The sequence below is a fragment of the Pseudomonas sp. Irchel 3H9 genome, from assembly GCF_900187495.1.
In the GTDB taxonomy this organism is placed as follows: domain Bacteria; phylum Pseudomonadota; class Gammaproteobacteria; order Pseudomonadales; family Pseudomonadaceae; genus Aquipseudomonas; species Aquipseudomonas sivasensis.
In genome coordinates, this window is sequence record NZ_FYDK01000012.1 from 42,244 (window position 1) to 60,979 (window position 18,736).

At 60.8% G+C, this 18,736-nt stretch carries 15 protein-coding genes; 11 read left to right on the plus strand and 4 right to left on the minus strand.

Annotated features, from left to right (window positions below):
* Positions 1–2: 2 nt before the first annotated feature.
* Together CKW32_RS28375 and CKW32_RS28380 are read right to left on the minus strand one after the other, a co-directional pair.
* On the minus strand, positions 3–920 hold the full coding sequence (locus CKW32_RS28375) for a type III secretion protein (protein WP_177434325.1): 918 nt from the start codon (positions 918–920) through the stop codon (positions 3–5).
* Positions 921–1,525: 605 nt separating this feature from the next.
* Entirely contained in the window at positions 1,526–2,578 is a 1,053-nt protein-coding gene (locus CKW32_RS28380) for a type III secretion effector protein (protein ID WP_177434327.1), read from the minus strand.
* A 519-nt stretch (positions 2,579–3,097) separates the two neighbouring features.
* Between CKW32_RS28380 and CKW32_RS27295 the strand changes: the two genes are divergently transcribed.
* The 3 genes from CKW32_RS27295 (at position 3,098) to CKW32_RS27305 (ending at position 6,909) form a co-directional block, all read left to right on the plus strand.
* A complete protein-coding gene (locus CKW32_RS27295; RefSeq protein WP_032888248.1) occupies positions 3,098–3,898 on the plus strand; it encodes a glucose 1-dehydrogenase in 801 nt (266 codons plus the stop codon).
* The gene (locus tag CKW32_RS27300; protein WP_095186465.1) at positions 3,891–5,732 is read left to right on the plus strand and encodes a glycoside hydrolase family 15 protein; all 1,842 of its coding nucleotides are present in this window, start codon (positions 3,891–3,893) and stop codon (positions 5,730–5,732) included. The genes CKW32_RS27295 and CKW32_RS27300 overlap by 8 nt, the downstream gene beginning before the upstream one ends.
* A 271-nt stretch (positions 5,733–6,003) precedes the next feature.
* Positions 6,004–6,909, plus strand: a complete 906-nt coding sequence (locus CKW32_RS27305) for an alpha/beta fold hydrolase (protein ID WP_095186466.1) — start codon at positions 6,004–6,006, stop codon at positions 6,907–6,909.
* A 148-nt stretch (positions 6,910–7,057) separates the two neighbouring features.
* Here the strand turns inward: CKW32_RS27305 and CKW32_RS27310 are convergent, their stop codons facing one another.
* On the minus strand, positions 7,058–8,026 hold the full coding sequence (locus tag CKW32_RS27310) for a GlxA family transcriptional regulator (protein ID WP_032888242.1): 969 nt from the start codon (positions 8,024–8,026) through the stop codon (positions 7,058–7,060).
* Between the two features lie 90 nt (positions 8,027–8,116).
* On the opposite strand from CKW32_RS27310, the gene inhA reads away from it, so the two are divergent.
* On the plus strand, positions 8,117–8,797 hold the full coding sequence (inhA, locus tag CKW32_RS27315; protein WP_032888239.1) for an isonitrile hydratase: 681 nt from the start codon (positions 8,117–8,119) through the stop codon (positions 8,795–8,797).
* A 50-nt stretch (positions 8,798–8,847) separates the two neighbouring features.
* Here inhA and CKW32_RS27320 read toward each other — a convergent pair whose 3' ends face one another.
* The gene (locus CKW32_RS27320; protein ID WP_032888237.1) at positions 8,848–9,477 is read right to left on the minus strand and encodes a LysE family translocator; all 630 of its coding nucleotides are present in this window, start codon (positions 9,475–9,477) and stop codon (positions 8,848–8,850) included.
* A gap of 158 nt (positions 9,478–9,635) precedes the next feature.
* Here CKW32_RS27320 and CKW32_RS27325 point away from each other — a divergent pair, with 158 nt between their 5' ends.
* The 7 genes from CKW32_RS27325 (at position 9,636) to CKW32_RS27355 (ending at position 18,730) form a co-directional block, all read left to right on the plus strand.
* Complete coding sequence (locus tag CKW32_RS27325; RefSeq protein ID WP_032888235.1) at positions 9,636–10,151, plus strand: sigma-70 family RNA polymerase sigma factor; 516 nt, start codon at positions 9,636–9,638, stop codon at positions 10,149–10,151.
* Positions 10,138–11,088 (plus strand): FecR domain-containing protein, encoded by a 951-nt coding sequence (locus tag CKW32_RS27330; protein ID WP_032888233.1) that lies wholly within the window; start codon positions 10,138–10,140, stop codon positions 11,086–11,088. Before CKW32_RS27325 ends, CKW32_RS27330 begins: the two co-directional genes overlap by 14 nt.
* Positions 11,089–11,193: 105 nt before the next feature.
* Positions 11,194–13,680 (plus strand): TonB-dependent receptor, encoded by a 2,487-nt coding sequence (locus tag CKW32_RS27335; RefSeq protein ID WP_095186467.1) that lies wholly within the window; start codon positions 11,194–11,196, stop codon positions 13,678–13,680.
* A 431-nt stretch (positions 13,681–14,111) separates the two neighbouring features.
* Positions 14,112–15,551 carry an undecaprenyl-phosphate glucose phosphotransferase gene (locus tag CKW32_RS27340; RefSeq protein ID WP_095186468.1) on the plus strand — a complete coding sequence of 480 codons (1,440 nt, stop codon included), beginning with the start codon at positions 14,112–14,114 and terminating at the stop codon, positions 15,549–15,551.
* Entirely contained in the window at positions 15,551–17,011 is a 1,461-nt protein-coding gene (locus tag CKW32_RS27345) for a mannose-1-phosphate guanylyltransferase/mannose-6-phosphate isomerase (protein WP_095186469.1), read from the plus strand. Before CKW32_RS27340 ends, CKW32_RS27345 begins: the two co-directional genes overlap by 1 nt.
* A 1-nt stretch (position 17,012) precedes the next feature.
* Positions 17,013–17,924, plus strand: coding sequence for a glycosyltransferase family 2 protein (locus tag CKW32_RS27350; protein ID WP_095186470.1), 912 nt, complete (start codon positions 17,013–17,015; stop codon positions 17,922–17,924).
* Positions 17,925–17,953: 29 nt separating this feature from the next.
* Entirely contained in the window at positions 17,954–18,730 is a 777-nt protein-coding gene (locus CKW32_RS27355; protein ID WP_095186471.1) for a polysaccharide biosynthesis/export family protein, read from the plus strand.
* The last annotated feature ends 6 nt before the right edge of the window (positions 18,731–18,736 follow it).

Here is an 18,736-nt window from a genome sequence, read left to right on the forward strand (position 1 = left end):
CATCAGCGCGCCTTGCGAGCTTCGTCTTGTTCCAGCCAACGATCGAGACTTTTGTTGCTGAGCCAGCCTTCCTTTTGAGGAGGCCCAAATAGTCGCGTTCCGTTCGCGCGCTCCAGTGAAGGCAGTAACCCTGGCCGCTCAAGAATGTTCTTTGCGGTGTAGACGCAAAGCTCGCTGTACTTGGGCCTGGGCATGCCGGTGGACGGCTCCAGCACTGGGATACCCTGCGGGTCAACGGCATACGGGTCCTGCATGACCGCCTTGAGTGTGGCGATTTCGACGTACTGGTGCTGCTCAAACAGAAACGTCCGGTCCTGGGATTTGTCTCTCAGTTGCTCGAAGTGGCCCTGCAGGGCCTGCACCACCTGGGTGTTACTCTGGGCATGGAACGGATCCTGGCTGAACACGCTCGGAGAACTATTGCCCTGCAATGTTTGGGCGGCGGCCCTGAGACTGTCACGAGTAATATCACCGTCGCGGCTCAAGATCGCGTCATTCAATCGCGGTCGCTTCAGAATTTCACTGACCACCTGAATCGTTCGGTCCAACTCCTCGTGTTGACCCGTACGTTCAGCGGCAACGCGCCGCAATGACGACCAGGTCAAACGTCCTTCGTTCAGGAATGGGTGCAGCCTGCCAAAATCTTTCTCCAGGGCCGTTGCTAATTGGCTGTCCGTGGACGCCACCCCGGGAGGCGAAAGATTGGCGCGCGTCACTGACAGGTTCTGCAGTGCTCGGTGATGCAGCACCGACAATGTACCGCGCAACGGCAATCGCCCGCGCGACGCGTTTTCCGGGTGCGCTGGGCGAGCGTCATTCCAGGTTTCAGCGTGGGTGAGCGACGCTGGCGCTGTGGGTCTCGAAACCATCCCGTCCAGTGCCAGAGGCCCACCATGAGGTAGTACACCCTCGATTTTCATGGGTTTTCTCCAACTTTTTCCCGATCCCTGCCTGTACGGTGATCGCCCCCTTGGCGGCCGAAATCATCGAATGGATTCCACTCAGGCAAGCACCTCATGTGTGGCTGGACGAATACGACAGTTCCTTACGACCAATGAATTCCAATGACAGCATGTAAAAAACCACGAGCGCGCCTTTACCGACTCCACCAGGCTGTCAGGTAATTCATCAGCCTGGAGTGTTTAAGTGGCTTGGCGTTATCACTAGAGGCGTGGTTGGACTTGAGCAGTCCCCTGCAAAAATCTTCCTCTACGGGCGCCTGGAATTTGTGCTGACCTGCGAATGTCCTCATGCGCCTGGCTTCGACAGCATGCGCAGTCTGCAGGGCCAGGGACTCTTGCGTCGCTATGTCGCCTTTGGACAGAGTTGAGTCGCCATCATGGGGATCACGAAACAACTCATGACAGCTGGGTTGAGATGAGTGAAACGAGGTTGACGTCATTTGCTAGCCCTCCACTTGGAATTTGAAAGACGGTGCATATGACCTATGTGGTAAATCGGCGTAAACAGTTCCTGACACAATTGAAGCAGACGCCGTCATTCAATAACGGCGTCTGAGTTTCGGTTAACGGGAAAGCTGGTAGAGCGCTTGCCAGCTGATGCGACCGTCGTTATCACGGCCCGCGAGATTGTCCATTTTCTTCAACACGTCACTGCGTCTGAGAATTTCCTGGGCAAGCTGGACAAGGTGATCCTTGGAAGAATCGCCCGTCTGAGACTGTGACGCCAACCGCCTGAGGTCATGGAAGCTCAGTTCGCCGGCCCTGGGATTACTTTTCAACTCGTTGAAGTGCTTAAGCATTTCCCCGGCCAACTCCTTGTCGCTCTTGTATTTGAAGTAATTTTCTCCCTTGATTACAGCATTCACATTTTGCCGATTGATCAGGCCATCCAACGCACCGGTGGAGGTATTCCGGTCAAGGGCGCTCATCAGTTCTGGACGACGTAGCAACTCGTTGGCCAGGCGAATGTTCGCGTTCGTGACGGGATCGGGAGACCAGCCTTTTTTGGCCATCGCATGGATACTATCAACGCTTATATACCCAGGGTTATTGCGGTCCCTGAAGGCGTTGAAGTTGTCGCTCAACTGCTTCGCCAACTGTTCGTTGTTTTTCAACGAGTACTGCGGATCAGGCCTACATGGAGGCATCGGATAGGGTCTGCAGGGGGTGGGGTTGGGTCGTGGGGGTGGATTGCTACAGCCAGGATTTGGCCTCGGTGGCGGATTACTGCAACCAGGGTTTGGCCTTGGTGGCGGATTGCTGCAGCCTGGGTTTGGCCTCGGTGGTGGATTGCTGCAACCGGGAAAGGGTGGTCGATAGCCGGAAAAACAATGGCCTACCCAGTGTTTGAAAGAGGTCACGAAATTCGACGTGGCCGGCGCGCTGTAAGAAGGCTCCATACGTTCAAAAGGGTTCTGACGGGCCGGCAACGACTGGCGATCGCCGAATACCGGCCCGCCCTGGCTCTCCGGCGACAGGAACCTGACGTTCGCAGCCGCGTTGCCGTTCGGGTCGGGCGCCTGCCGTTCGGCGTTGCCTTGAGGCGCAACATTGTCCTGCGAACGAGCAGAGGTTGATGAAGCAGCAGCGTGTGTATCGGACATCGATACCGACATAAGTTTTCTCCATTGCGGTGGGCGCGATCTTCAGCTTGTCGCTCCAACGTAACGTCGAAGCCCATCAGCTTTCCCATGCGTGGTGCTTTCGTCGGTACCGGTTCCTGTGTCAGCCGCAATATGCGCTGCATGGATGTAAGAAATAGCCAAAAAAATCAAAGCCCCTCGCTGAGCTGCGACTTTTCCCAAACGATACTGGTTAGAACCCGACGCTGGCCTGTAAAAAGAACGTACACGGCTAGCCCAGGTATAAACCCGCAGTGTTGTCGCTGGAGCGGGTGTAGTGCTACTGGTCGAACTCATAGTGGTGTTCTGAGTTCTCAGTGCGCCACACGTCGAAACGCTGGCGCTCAATGGCGTCCACATTGCGCGCGGTTTGATACGGATACGTCGATATAAGCACCCGCACAACAACCAGTGCGAGTCGGCTCAATTTCTCCCAGCTACCACACGGATGAACTTCCGTTGCGCGCCATCAGTCAGCTAATTGAACTCATGAATTAATAGGCTGGGTGGGCAATGCACATCTCGTTAGAGCAACAAGTAGCACTGGTGACGGGCGCCAGTTCCGGAATCGGTGCTGGTGCGGCCAAGGCTCTGGCTCAGGCCGGGGCTGCCGTGGTGCTGAACTACAACCGCCAAGCCGCCCCCGCCGAAGCGCTGGCGGCGCAGATCAACGCCGACGGCGGGCGGGCGATTGCCATTGGCGCCGACGTGTCCAAAGAGGCCGATGTAGAACGGCTGTTTGCCCAGACCCTCGATGCGTTTGGCCACTTGGATATCCTGGTGGCCAACTCCGGCATGCAGAAGGACGCTGCCGTGGTCGACATGACCCTCGACGATTGGAACAGCGTGATCGGCGTCAACCTCACCGGCCAGTTCCTCTGCGCCCGCGCCGCCCTGCGTATCTTCAACCGCCAGGGCATCCGTGAAGGCGTGTCCCGGGCGGCGGGCAAAATCATCCATATGAGCTCGGTGCACCAACTGATCCCTTGGGCCGGGCATGTGAATTACGCCGCGTCCAAAGGCGGCGTGGAAATGCTGATGCGCAGCCTTGCCCAAGAGGTCAGCGAGCAGCGCATCCGCATCAATGGGATTGCGCCAGGGGCGATTCGGACGGCGATCAACCGCGCAGCCACCGAAGGCGCGGCGGAAAAAGAACTGCTCAAGTTGATCCCGTATGGCCGGGTCGGCGATGTGGAAGACGTCGCCAACGCCGTGGTCTGGCTGGCCAGCGATGCCTCCGACTATGTGGTCGGCAGTACCTTGTTCATTGACGGCGGCATGAGCCTATATCCGGAGTTTCGTGACAATGGTTGATTTGAAAAAGGTTGATTTGAGAAACGAACCACAGAGCGCCATTGACGCCCACGGCATCATCGGCGATATGCGCAGCGCGGCGCTGGTTAACGATAAAGGCAGCATCGATTTTTTCTGCTGGCCGGAATTCGACAGCCCCTCGATCTTTTGCTCGCTGCTCGACACCCCCGATGCCGGTATCTTCCAACTCGCCCCGGATTTGCCCAACGCCCGCCGCGAGCAGATCTACCTGCCCGACACCAACGTGCTGCAAACCCGCTGGCTCAGCGATGAAGCCGTGGTGGAAATCACGGACCTGCTGACCATCAGCGAAGAAGCCGATGACCTGCCGCTGTTGATCCGCCGGGTACGCGTGGTCAGCGGCCAAGCCAACATCCACCTGCGCTGCGCCGTGCGCCATGACTACGCACGCACGCCAACCGCCGCCTCCCTCGATAACGGCACCGTGTGCTTCAGCGCCGACGGCCAGCCTGGCCTGCGTTTGTCCAGCAGCCATCCACTGCAACTCGAAGACAACACTGCCGTGGCGAGCTTTACCCTGACTCAGGAAGAAGGCGCCGAATTTGTCCTCGGCGGCCAAAACGATGAACGCGTCGACAGCAGGTGTACCGACTTGGCGCTGGCCCACACGTTGAAGTTCTGGCGTGGCTGGATCGCCCAATCGAACTACCGTGGGCGCTGGCGCGAAATGGTCAACCGCTCGGCCCTGGCGCTGAAGCTGCTGACCTCGCGCAAACACGGCGCAATTATCGCCGCCGCCACCTTCGGGCTGCCGGAAGCACCCGGCGGCGAGCGCAACTGGGACTACCGTTACACTTGGATCCGTGACGCCTCGTTTACCGTCTATGCCTTTATGCGCTTGGGCTTCATCGACGAAGCCAATGCTTACATGCGTTGGCTCAAAGGACGCGTCAGCGACTGCTGCGGCAAGCCGACCAAAATCAACATCCTCTACGGCATCGACGGTCGTCAGGAGTTGCCAGAAACCGAGCTGGACCACTTCAGCGGCCACGGTGGCGCCCGGCCGGTGCGCATCGGCAATGAGGCCGTCGACCAGATCCAGCTGGATATTTATGGCGAGTTGATGGACGCGGTGTACTTGGTCAACAAGTACGGCGAAGCCATCTCCCACGAGGGTTGGAAACACACCGTGGAAGTCGCCGATCAGGTCTGCGAAATCTGGAACCAGAAAGATGTGGGCATCTGGGAAATGCGCGGTGAGCAGCACCACTTTCTGCATTCCCGATTGATGTGCTGGGTGGCCCTGGACCGTGCGATCCGCCTGGCCTCCAAACGCTCGCTGCCGGCGCCGTTCGCACGCTGGGACCAGACGCGCCAGGCGATCTACGCCGACATCTGGAGCAACTTCTGGAACGAAGAACGCGGGCATTTTGTACAGCACATCGGCAGCACGGCACTGGATGGCTCGATGCTGCTGATGCCGCTGGTGCGCTTCGTCGCCGCCACCGACCCGCGCTGGTTGAGCACCCTGGAAGCAATCCAGAAAAGCCTGGTGCGCGACGGCATGGTCTACCGCTATCGCAACGACGACAGCCAGATCGACGGCCTGCAAGGCACCGAAGGCGCATTCACCGCTTGCTCGTTCTGGTACGTCGAATGCCTGGCCCGCGCCGGCCAGGTGGAAAAGGCCCACCTGGAATTCGAACAATTGCTGCGCTACGCCAACCCACTGGGGTTGTATGCCGAAGAGTTCGACAGCCAGGCGCGGCATCTGGGCAATACGCCCCAAGCGTTGAGCCATTTGGCCCTGATCAGCGCGGCGACATTCCTGGACCGTAAATTGAGTGGGGAGAAAACGGTATGGCAACCTTGAGAGGTGACCGGTAAGGCACTGACTCACTGCGGTCCAAATAGCGGCCTGTGCTCTACAAAAACGCAAAGGCTGACACATACTGCTGTGGCGAACAGGCTTGCCCCGCGCTGGGTGGCGAAACCGGCCCAATCAAAACGCCGCATTCTGCCTGACAGAACGCGGCGCCTGATTTTAGAGCCGCGTCGCAGCCCAGCGCGGGATAAGCCCGCTCACCACAAGGGCCTTGCGTCCCTTCAAATGTGCTAACGCTGGCCAACCACGGAGCCCAACCATGACCCTGACCGCCCCATTGCTCCACGCGCAAACCTCCATGCTCGACATCGCCTATGAAGCCCACGGCCCTGCCGACGGTGAGCCGGTGATCCTGCTGCATGGTTTCCCTTACGACCCGCGCGCTTACGACGCCATTGCTCCGGTGCTCGCCGGGCGCGGCTGCCGGGTGTTGGTGCCGTACCTGCGCGGTTATGGCCCCACGCGTTTTATCAATGCGCAGGTAATGCGTTCCGGGCAACAGGCCGCGTTAGCCAAGGATCTGCTGGAGTTCATGGATACGCTGGGTATCGCGCAAGCCACGCTGGCGGGTTATGACTGGGGTGGGCGCGCCGCGTGTATCGTCGCCGCGCTGTGGCCGCAGCGGGTGCGCGGGCTGGTGACCGGGGATGGCTACAACATCCAGAACATCGCCAAGTCGCTCAAGCCTCGGGCGCCGGTGACGGAGCATCGGTTGTGGTACCAGTATTACTTTCACACCCAGCGCGGTGTGGACGGGTTGACCGCCAACCGTCGCGAGCTCTGCCAATTGCTATGGGCGCTGTGGTCGCCGTCATGGGCCGAGGGGCCGGACCTGTATGGGCAGACGGCGCCGTCCTTCGATAACCCGGACTTTGTCGAGGTGGTGATTCACTCATACCGCCACCGTTTCATGTATGCGCCCGGCGATCCGGCGCTGGAAGCCATCGAGCAGGCGTTGGCGATGCAACCGGCGATCTCGGTGCCGAGCATCTCGTTGTGCGGTGCCGATGACGGCGTAGGCCCACCGCCGGAAGAGGACGATGACGTGGAGCACTTCAGCGGTTTTTACCGACGTCAGGTGTTGCCCGGCGTGGGCCACAATATTCCCCAGGAAGCACCGCAAGCGACCCTGTCAGCGATCATCGAGCTACTCGATAGGGCTTAAGGCTCTGCGGCAATCCTGAAGCTGAACACGCTGCCCTGCCCCTCCTCGCTCTCAGCTCGGAGGGTGCCGCCGTAGGCTTCGATAAAAACCCCGCCCGCTGTGGGTGGGAGGCCAACATAGCACCTTGGTTCAACTGTGTACTTTTCGTTCAGGCCAGTGCGCAAAAGCGTTCGCGGTAGGCCTGGGGCGTGACCGACAAGGCCCGCAAAAAGCTGCGGCGCAGGGTTTCTTCACTGCCAAAACCGCACTGCACGGCAATACGTTTGATTGACGCATTGCTGTCTGCCAATTGCCGGCGGGCGGTTTCGACGCGGATCAGCTCGACGGCGCGCGCTGGGGTTTGCCCGGTTTCGGCTCGGTAGTGGCGCACAAAGCTGCGCTCGCTCATGCCGGCCTGGGCGGCCAGGGTCGGGATGTTCAATTCCAGAGTGAGGTTTTCGGCCATCCAGGCGTGGAGTTCTGCGAAGCGGCTGTCGCCCTTTTGCAGGGACAGGGTCACGCTGAACTGCGATTGGCCGCCGGGGCGCTTGAGAAACACCACCAGGTGCCGCGCCACTTCCAGCGCTACCGCGCCGCCGAGATCTTCCTCCACCAAGGCCAGGCACAAGTCGATGCCGGCGGTGACGCCGGCCGACGTCCACACGGCGCCCTGCTGGATGAAGATCGGATTGGACTCCACCGTCAGCGAAGGAAACCGGCGCGCCAATTCCTCGCAGCGCGTCCAGTGAGTCGCCACGCGACAGCCATCGAGCATGCCGCTGGCGGCCAGCAAAAATGCGCCCGTGCACACCGAGGTCATGCGTCGGGTATGCCGGGCCTTTTCCCGAACCCAGTCCACCAGCGCCAAGTCTTCGGAGGCGCCATAAACGCCCCAGCCGCCAGCGATTACCAAGGTATCGCAAGGCGCATCGACGGCGGGCAGCGGTTCGGCTACCAGGGCCAGCCCGGCAGAGGTCATCACCGGCGCGCTTTGAGCAGCGATCACCGAGACCGCATAAGGCAGCGGCAGGCCGCGCTGGCGGGCCAAGTCATTGGCGGAAGCGAACACCTGCAACGGCCCGGTCACGTCAAGCACTTGGGCGTTATCGAAAGCGAGGACGTGGACAATTCTGGGCATGATTGGCGTAATTCGTGGGTTCAATGGCGTATTCGCCAAAGCCTAGGCCTCTAGAGTGAAGCCGTCCACCTCTTTATCGGAGCATCCCTGATGACCTTGCAGATCGGCTTTGTGTTGTTTCCCGGCATCCAGCAACTGGACCTGACCGGCCCCTATGACGTGCTGGGTTCGCTGCCGGACGTGAAATTGCACCTGGTGTGGAAAGACCTGGCGCCGGTCACCTCCAGCACTGGGTTGGTGTTTACACCGACCACCACCTACGCCGACTGCCCCAACCTGGATGTGCTCTGCGTGCCTGGCGGTTCCGGCGTGGGTGCGCTGATGGAAGACCCGGCCACCCTGGATTTCCTCAAGACCCAGGCCCAGACCGCACGCTATGTGACCTCGGTGTGCACCGGCTCGCTGGTACTCGGCGCGGCGGGTCTGCTGCGCGGCCGCAAGGCCACCACCCACTGGGCCTACCACGACATGCTTGCCCCGCTCGGTGCTATCCCGGTGCAGGAGCGCGTAGTGCGTGACGGCAACCTGTTTACAGGGGGTGGAATCACTGCGGGGATCGACTTCGCGCTGGTGCTGGCGGCCGAGTTATACAGCGAAGCGGCGGCGCAACTGGTGCAGTTGCAGATCGAATATGCACCGGCACCGCCGTTCGATTCGGGCAGCCCGCAGACGGCGCCTGCGCATGTGCTGGAAGAGGCGAAGAAGCGCACGCTGGAATCGCGCAGGGTGCGCGGTGAGATCACCGCACGGGCGGCGGCGCGGTTGGGCTGACATGGACGCGCGCCGCTAGCTCTGCCTGGCGGGCTCCCCGCCGCCCAAGATCAGTTGGGACGAGACATCACTGCCAGGCGCACCGCCAGCAGCATCAGTACCGTCGCCAAGCCCCACTTCTGCAGCCAGGCGCTGTTCGAACGCCTGGCAAAGAATCGGCTGAGCGCCCCGCCAAAACACCCCAGCAGTACGTGAAATACACCGGCAATCACGGTCAGCACCCCGCCGAGCACCATCAGCTGCATGGCAATGGGCCCGGCCTCGGGCCTTACGAACTGCGGCAGGAATACCAGAAAAAACAGCAACGCCTTAGGGTTGAGCAAGCTGTTGAGCATCGCCTGCCAACAGACTTGGCCCAAGGCCACGCGGTTGATGTGAGCCATGTCCAGGCCAGGGCTTTTCTGCAAGGTCTTGAACACCAGCCACAGCAGGTAGATCACTCCCGCATAGCGGATCACATCAAAGGATGGCGGCCAACTGGCAACCAGCGCCGTCACCCCGCTGGCAGTCAATACCGTCAGCAGCAGGTCCGCCACACAGATGCCCAACGCCGACGCCATTGCTCCGCGCCAGCCGTGGGTCACGCCATGGCTGATGACAAAAGCCATGTTCGGCCCCGGTGATAGCAACAACAGCACCACGGCACCGGAAAATATCGCCAGGGTCGCCACGTCGATCATGCTCAGCCCTCCACCAGGAAAGCCCGCAGACTAATCGGCGCGCTTTGGGCAAACAAAAAATTGTGCTGGATACATTGCTTGCCAGTGATTGCTCAACGCCACGACCAACGTCTAGAATGCGAAACATTATCAATTAAGACTGCTGCGCCAGGATGCCCATGTCGAGCGATCACCCACTGGACCATGCCGCCATCGGCCAGCTGTACCATGCCCATCATTCGTGGTTGCGCGGCTGGTTGAGTCGGCGCACCGGTTGCCGTGAGCATGCCGCCGACCTGGCCCAGGAAACCTTCGTGCGCCTGCTCAATGCGCGCAAGCAGCAGACGGTGCAGCAGCCGCGCGCGTACCTGAGCAGCATCGCGCGCAGCCTGATGATCGACCAGTACCGGCGCCGTGAACTGGAGCGTGCCTACCTCGAAAGCCTCGCGCATTTTCCGCAGGCTGAAGTGCCGTCGGAGGAAACCCGGCGGCTGATCCTCGACAGCCTCGAACGTATCGACCGCCTGCTCGACCAACTCAAGCCGCGCGTGCGCGAAGCGTTCCTGTTGGCCCAACTTGATGGCCTGACCTGCGCCCAGATCGCCCTGCGTCTGGGCGTGTCCAAAGCGACCGTGGAGCGCGACCTGTCCAAGGCGCTGCACGCCTGTTATCGGTTGCGTTATGCCGAACTATGACCCGCGCCTCGTAGACCAGGCCATCCAGTGGATGATCACGCTGCGCTTCAACACAGCCGACGACGCCAGCACCGCCGCATTTGACCGCTGGCTGCACACCAGCGCCGAACACCAGCAAGTGTGGCAGCGGGTGGCGACGATGAATGACGACTTCAGCCAACTACCGGCCCAGGTCGGGCGCCATGCCCTGCGGGGTGCGCGCCAACGCATCAGCCGTCGTGATGGCTTGAAACTGCTCGGGCTGATGGCCGGCGCAGCCGGTTTGACCTGGCTTGGCCGCGACTACACGCCGCTGCCGGCCCTGATGGCCGATTACCGTACCGTCACCGGCGAACGACGCTGGGTGGCGCTGAACGATGGCAGCAACATCCAGCTCAACAGCGCCAGCGCTTTCGATACGGCGTTCAATCAAGAGCGGCGCCTGGTGCACCTGCGCCAGGGTGAAATCCTGGTCAATACCGGCGTCGACAGCCGACCTTTCTGGGTACAGACCCGCGACGGTTACTTGCGCGCCATTGGCACCCGCTTCCTGGTACGCGAAGACGCCCAAGGCACATTGCTCGCCGTGCAACAGGGCAGCGTGGCGCTGTTTGCCGACCGTCACGACACCCACGCACAGCAGTTGATAAAGCCGGGCGAACAGGTGCTGTTCGACCGCAATGGCATCCGCCCTCCCCTCGCCAATGGACTCGACCCTTGGGCCTGGAGCGATGGCGTGATCAGCGCCCACAACATGCGCCTGGATGACTTCCTCGCCGAGCTGGGCCGCTATCGAAACGGCCTGCTGCGGTGCAGCGAAGCGGTGGCCGGGATGCGCGTGTCGGGCACCTATCAGTTGGACGATACCGATCAAGTGCTCAGCCTGGTGGCGCATTCACTCAAGGTCGACGTCACCTACCGCAGCCGTTATTGGGTGACTGTTTCACCCCGCGTATAACCCTTCAAAAATAAATGAGGTGAATTCGCATTACCGCTCGACCTGTTAGGAAAGGCCGATCAACAGGCCGGTTCTGTTCACTTCCTTCAGGAGCATCCCGCGGTCATGCAAGCGTTCCCCTCCCAACGTTCCCCCCTCAAGCGCGCAGCGCAGGCCGCTTTGCTCGGCGCCTGCCTGAGTGGCGCGGCTGTGCCATTGGCCGTGATGGCTCAAACCCCAGCCAGTGACATCCAGGCCCGCGACTGGCATATCGCCGCCGGCCCCCTGGCCGATGCGCTGGACCAGTTCGCCCGTCAGGCCAGTATCAGCCTGTCGTATGACGCCACCAGCGTCGCCGGCAAGGCCAGCCCAGGCCTCAACGGCCGCTTCGACCCGCAACAGGCCCTCGGCCAGTTGTTGCGAGGCCAAGGCCTGGAAGCCCAGCGCCAGGGCAACAACACGTGGTTGCTGCTGCCCGAAGTGGCCGAAACCGGCGCTCTGAACCTGGGCGCCACGATGGTCACCGGCGAGCGCTTGGGCGTCATCACCGACGGCACCGGTTCGTACACCACCGGCGCAGTGACCATTGGCAAAGGCGAACACAGCCTGAGGGAAACGCCGCAATCGGTCAGTGTGCTGACCCGCCAACTCATGGATGACCAGAACCTCACCACCATCGACGATGTGATGGAACGCACGCCGGGGATCACCACCTACGAGTCGCCCATGGGCGGCAAGTACTTCTATTCCCGTGGCTTCAAGATGCTCGGCCAATACCAGTACGACGGCGTGCCGTTGGACATGGGCAAAGACTACGTACAAGCCGACAGTTTCAGCGCCAACATGGCGATCTACGACCGAGTGGAAGTGCTCAAGGGTGCGGCCGGGATGCTAAAGGGCGCCGGCACCGCCAGCGGCGCGGTGAACTTCGTGCGCAAGCGGCCCCAGGCCAATCCCACCAGCAGCCTGTCGTTGTCCGCTGGCACCTGGGACAACTACCGCGCCGACGTCGACACCGGCGGCCCGTTGAATGACAGCGGTACTATTCGCGGCCGCGCAGCGATCAGCCAGCAGGAGCGCGGCTCTTACATGGACATCCAGAAGCGCCAGGACCAAGCGTTCTACGGCGCGCTGGACATCGACCTCAGCCCCGAAACCACCCTGGGCGTCGGCGCCAGTTACGAAGACGTGGACGCCACACCGTGCTGGGGCGGCCTGCCCCGCTACGCCGATGGCAAAAGCGCCAACCTCAGCCGCTCCACTTGTCTGGGCCAGTCCTGGAACGACTGGCAAAGCCGGCGTACCACGTTCTTTGCCGACTTGACCCATCAATTCAACGATGACTGGAAACTCAAGGTGTCGGCGGTGCACAGCCGCAATCTGCAAGACACCAAGTACGCTGCCAGCGAAGGCACGATCGCCTACGGTGATCCGGCACCCACGGCCGGTTCCTATGCCGCATTGATGGACTACAACCACAAGGACTTCGGCCTCGACGCCTACGTCGATGGCACGTTCGAAGCCTTCGGCCTGGAACATGAGTTGATCCTCGGCGCCAACGGCAGCCGTGGCACTCAGGACGATTTCTACGCGATCCAGAGCCTGGCCTTGCGCCAGAGCATCTACCAACCTAATCGTCACTTCCCGGAACCGGCCGACAGCACCTTCTGGCCGAACATGTACCGTGGCGGCACGGTCAAGGAGACCGCCACCCAATACGGCACCTATGCCACATTGCGCCTGCGCCTGGCCGAGCCGCTGATGTTAATCGTCGGCAGCCGCGTCAGTTGGTACGAAAACCGTCGCCAATCCTACAACCTGGCCTGGGGCGAATGGGCTTCGCAGGATGCACGCACTCGGGAAACCGGCGAAGTCACACCGTTTGCCGCGCTGATCTACGACCTCAATGAGCACCTGTCGGTGTACGCCAGCTATGCGGATATCTTCCAGCCGCAGAGTTCCTACGCTACCGTCGACGGCGCTGCGCTCAAGCCGAAGATCGGCGACAACTACGAGTTGGGCATCAAGGGCGAATGGTTCGACGGACGCCTCAACAGCTCCCTGGCGCTGTTCCGCGCCCTTGAGAAAAACGGCGCCGAATCCGACTACACCACCCAATGCGCGACCTCCGCCGATGGCTATTGCTACACCGACAAAGGCAAGGTGCGCGCCCAGGGCATAGAGGCCGAAATCAGTGGTGAAGTGCTGGAACGCCTACAGCTGTTCGGCGGCTATACCTACACCCAGACCAAGTCCCTGAGCAACATCGAAGTCGCGAAGGAAGGTGGCGTTTCCAACACCTACGTGCCCCGCCACATGCTGCGTTTGTGGGGCGATTACCAACTCGACGGCGCGCTATCGAAATGGAGCGTCGGCACTGGGGTCAACGCCCAGAGCAGCAACTATCGTGTGCAGACCATTAAGCTCGAACAGCCCGGTTACGCCACTTGGAATGCGCGCCTGGCCTACCGCGTGGATGACACCTGGACCGTAGCGCTCAACGGCAACAATCTGTTTGATAAAACCTACTACAACACCGTGGGTACCGCCTCTTGGGGAAACTTTTATGGCGAACCGCGTAATTTTTCGGTGAGTTTGAAAGGCAACTTCTAATCCCGCGAAAGCCCCAGTGGCAAGGCACTTAGTGCGCCTTGCCACGCCCTCTTTGTCCCCCTTTCCTACCTCGGTCATAAAAAGGTTTTCCCGTTAAGCAGGAAAAATCTCACATTTATTCCTACACTCAAAAACACACCCCATCACCGAGTGTTCGGACAAGGAATGTCAATAAAATGCCGATAAAAAGACTGATTAACCCGTCTATCCTGCATACCCCGCAACATCGTCAATCCGTTGACTAGCACTATGAAGGAAACACTCCTTAAGTCACTACCCCCGCGAAAAGCATTCAAATGGATTTATTTTTTTGAATGGATAGTTGCGTATTACCCAGCGTAGCCGTAGTTCGAAGTGCCTTTAAAGCAACCCGTTGCTTTATTGAACAAACAATCGAACAAGCGCGACTGGAGTGCAATGAGGGATGTTTTATGCGAGAAAAGTCGTCCGTCGACAGTCTGTTTTTAACGCGTGCCGGTTTTGTTGAGTTCTTTGTTGTTTTCGTCAAATTCATACATGGCCTGAGCGCCATTTTGCCCCCGTTGGTCCTGGTGATTTTCATCGACCCGATGGACCCAGAGCTACGCGGTCATTTCCTCGGCCTATTGGTATTTTTCGCGGTCCTGACGATCATTCTGTTCCAGGCCCTAGGCATCTATTCCGAAGAGTTATTCAGCAACCGGCTGCGTCTGAAAACCAAGATCAAAGCCTGGTCGGCGGCGTTTTGCATCCTGCTGTTCATGTACCAGATCCTGCAGTTTTTCCCGCTATTGACCCCGCGCAATCTGGTGGCGTGGTACGTCGCCAGCCTCTGCTTGTTCTGCCTGGAACGCCTGCTGATGCTGCGCCTGTACCGCCACCTGATGCGCAAGGGCAAATACCTTCAACGCACGGTGATCCTGGGCTTTACCGACACCGCCGTGCATGTGGCCGACCACCTGCAACGCAACGGCGATATCCGTTCCGGGCTGATCGGCTTTATCGACGACCGCACCGAACGCATCCCCAAAGAGTTGAGCCGCCTGCCCTTGCTGGGAAACACCCGTGACCTGGAAAAACTGATCCGCGCCGAGCAGGTCAACCAGGTGATGATCTGCCTGCCTTGGGCCGCCGAGCAGCGCATTCATGGGCTGGTCAATCGCCTGCGGCAGCTGTCGGTGAACGTGATGCTGGTGCCCGACATGGCCGCCTTGCGCTACGGCCACAGCAAAATCACCGACGTCGGCGGCATCCTGATGTTCAACACCTCGCAACTGCCGTTGCGCGGCTGGTCGCCGGTGATTAAGCGCTTGGAGGATTGCTTCCTCGCCAGCCTGGCGCTGGTGTGTCTGTCGCCGGTGATGGTGGTCACGGCGATTGCGATCAAACTCGATTCCAAGGGCCCGGTGCTGTTCCGCCAGAACCGTTACGGCTACAACGACAACGAAATCCGCGTCTTCAAGTTCCGCTCGATGTACACCGACCAGAGCGACTTCACCGCCGAACGCCAGACCACTCGTCAGGACCCACGCATCACTCGGGTGGGCCGCATCATCCGCAAGACCAGCATCGACGAGCTGCCGCAGTTGTTCAACGTGCTGCTGGGCAACATGTCGATGGTCGGCCCGCGCCCGCACGCCACGGCGACCAAGGCCGCCGGTGTCCCGTTCGAAGTGGCGGTGAGCGAGTACAGCTCGCGCCACCGCGTGAAGCCAGGCATCACCGGCTGGGCGCAGATCAATGGCTACCGGGGTGAAACCGACACGCTGTTCAAGATCCAGAAACGCGTCGAATACGACCTGGAGTACATCTCCAAATGGTCGGTGTGGTTTGACCTGTACATCGTCTTCATGACGGTCCCCGCCGTCCTTTCCACCAAGGAAGTCTATTGATGAATACCCTCAACGGATTAATTCCCTGCATCGTTTCCGGTGGTTCGGGCACACGGCTGTGGCCGGTGTCGCGACAGAACATGCCCAAGCCCTTCATGCGCATGCGTGACGGCCAGAGCCTGCTGCAAAAAACCTTTCAGCGCGCAGCCAAATTGCCTGGGGTGGAAAGCGTGCTGACGGTGACCAATCGCGACCTGCTGTTCCGCACCCTGGATGACTACCGACCGGTCAACAACGCCCACCTGCCCCTGGACCTGTTGCTGGAACCGTTCGGCCGCAACACAGCGGCGGCCATCGCCGTGGCAGCGTTGCATGTGCAGGAACATTTCGGCGGCGACGCGCAGTTGCTGGTGATGCCCGCCGACCATTTGATCCTCAATGAAGCCGCGTTCGCCGAGGCCGTGACTCAGGCCCGCGACCTGGCCGAAGCCGGCTACCTGGTGACCTTCGGCATCCAGCCCGACCATGCAGAAACCGGCTTCGGCTACATCGAACAGGGCGAAAAACTGAGCCACGGTAACCGCGTAAAACGCTTCGTCGAGAAACCCGACCTGGCCACCGCCCAAGGCTACCTTGACGGCGGCAAGCACCTGTGGAATGCCGGCATGTTCTGCTTTAAGGCCAGCACCCTGGTAGACGAACTGGCCACCCATGCCCCGGACGTGCTGGACGCCGCACGCGCCGCGCTGGAGCGCAGCCAGAGCCTGCAAAACAAAACCTCGCGCCAGCGTGAATTGGACGCCGATGGCTTTGCCAGTGCGCCGGATATTTCCATCGATGTGGCACTGATGGAAAAGTCCAACCAAGTGGCCGTGGTGCCCTGTGACATTGGCTGGAGCGATATCGGCTCGTGGGAAGCCCTGCGCCAGCTCACCCCCAGCGACGCCCAGGGCAACCAGGTCAATGGCGAAGCAATTTTGCATGACGTACACAACTGCTACATCGACTCACCCAAGCGCGTATTGGGCGCCGTGGGCGTGCGCGACCTGATCATTGTCGACACCCCCGACGCCTTGCTGATCGCCGACGCCCACCGCAGCCAGGACGTGCGCTACATCGTCGCCGAGCTCAAGCGCCAGAACCATCCGGCGTACAGCCTGCACCGCACCGTCACCCGGCCGTGGGGCACCTACACCGTGTTGGAGGAAAGCAGCCGCTTCAAGATCAAGCGCATCGTGGTCAAGCCCCAGGCGTCGTTGTCGCTGCAGATGCACCACCACCGCAGCGAGCACTGGGTGGTGGTCAGCGGCGCGGCGCAGATCACCAACGGCGAGCGGGAGTTCCTGATCAACGCCAACGAGTCCACCTACATTCCGGCCGGGCACAAACACCGGCTGACCAACCCCGGCATCATCGACCTGGTGATGATCGAGGTGCAGAGCGGCGAGTACCTGGGTGAAGACGACATCGTGCGCTTCGACGACATCTACGGCCGTGCGCCTGCCGACGTGAAAAAATGACATGCGCACCTCTTTGATCATCCCGACCCGTAACGCATCCAGCCACCTGGCACGCCTGCTGCCGGCGCTGAAGATGCAAACCCTGCAACCGGACGAAATGCTGGTGGTGGACAGCGCCTCCAGCGATGACACCGTGGCGCGTTTTCGAGAGTTCGGAGCACGGGTCGAAGTGATCGACGCCCGTGACTTCAACCACGGCGGCACCCGCCGTTGGGCCAGCGAGCAAGTTGGCGGCGACGCGTTGTTCGTGATGACCCAGGACGCTATTCCCGCCACGCCCGAGACGTTCTCCAACCTGCTCGCCGAGCTGCAGGAGGACCCGCTCAATGGCGTCGCCTATGGGCGCCAACTCCCCCACCCTGACGCGGGTGTACTGGGCGCGCAATCGCGACACTTCAACTACCCGGAGCACAGCCGCAGCAAAAGCCTGGCCGACGCGCCCACGCTTGGGATCAAGACCTGCTTCAGCTCCGACTCATTCTCCGTGTACCGACGCAGTGCACTGCACGCGGTGGGTGGTTTCCCCGCCGACGTGATCGGCAGCGAAGACGCCTACGTCGCCGCGCGCATGCTTCTCGACGGCTATAAGGTGCGCTACGCCGCTACGGCGCTGGTGCATCACTCCCACGATTACAAACTCATGGACGAGTTTCACCGCTACTTCGATATCGGCGTGTTCTACGGCCGTGAGCCGTGGATCAAGCAGGCCTTTGGCGACGCGGGTGGCGAAGGCAAACGCTATGTAATGGCTGAACTCGCAGCCTTGCGCAAAGCCGGCGCCTTGCACCGCGTGCCGGAGGTGCTGGTGCGCAGCGCGTTCAAATTGCTCGGTTACCGCCTGGGCCATCTTGAGCGTCGTCTGCCTCTCGCCCTCAAGCGGCGCATCAGCATGTTTCCCGGTTATTGGAGGTGAGCATCATGACCCACAGGAAGTCCCCCTTGATGAAACGAACCCTGCTCGTCGTGGCCATGATGGCTCTGGCCGCCTGTAATACACCGGCGCGCATCGTGCCGCCCGACAGCCAGACCGTCGAGGACGGCAAGCGCGCCCTCGACCAACTGGCCCAGTTGCCACCGGCGGTGGAACGCATCCGCATCGGCGACCAGTTGCGCATCGTGCGTGATGCCGGCGAGATGCCGACGCTGTCGGCGTTCAACGTCAGCACGATCTACGAGTTGACGCTGTACACCGTGCAGACCGACGGCAAGATCAACTACCCGTTCCTGGGGCCAATCCAGGTTGCGGGGCGCCAGCCTTCGGAGCTGGCGACAGAGCTGACCGGCAAGCTCGCGCAGACATACCGCGAGCCGCGTGTGACGGTGAACATCAATCAGGCGCCGGGCAGCTCGGTCATTGTCGGCGGCGCGGTGAATAACCCGACGGCGGTGCAGATCGCCACGGCCAACACGCTGGAACAGGCGATTATCGGCGCCGGCGGGGTGAGCCCGGCGGGCAATGCCAGCATGGTTGCGCTGCTGCGCGAAGATGCCCATGGCGCCTATCGCGCCTATTTCCTGGACTTCAGCCAACTGCTCAAGACCGGCCCCAACGGGCGCAAACCGGTGCACCTGCAACGCGGCGATGTGGTGTTCGTGCCCAAATCCAACGTGGGCGAGCGCATCCAGGGAGTGGATACCTACATGAACCAACTGATCCCGTTCACCAAGTCCATTGGGGTTGGCTACAACTACACACGCACCAGCGGCGGCAATAACTAAAGGAGC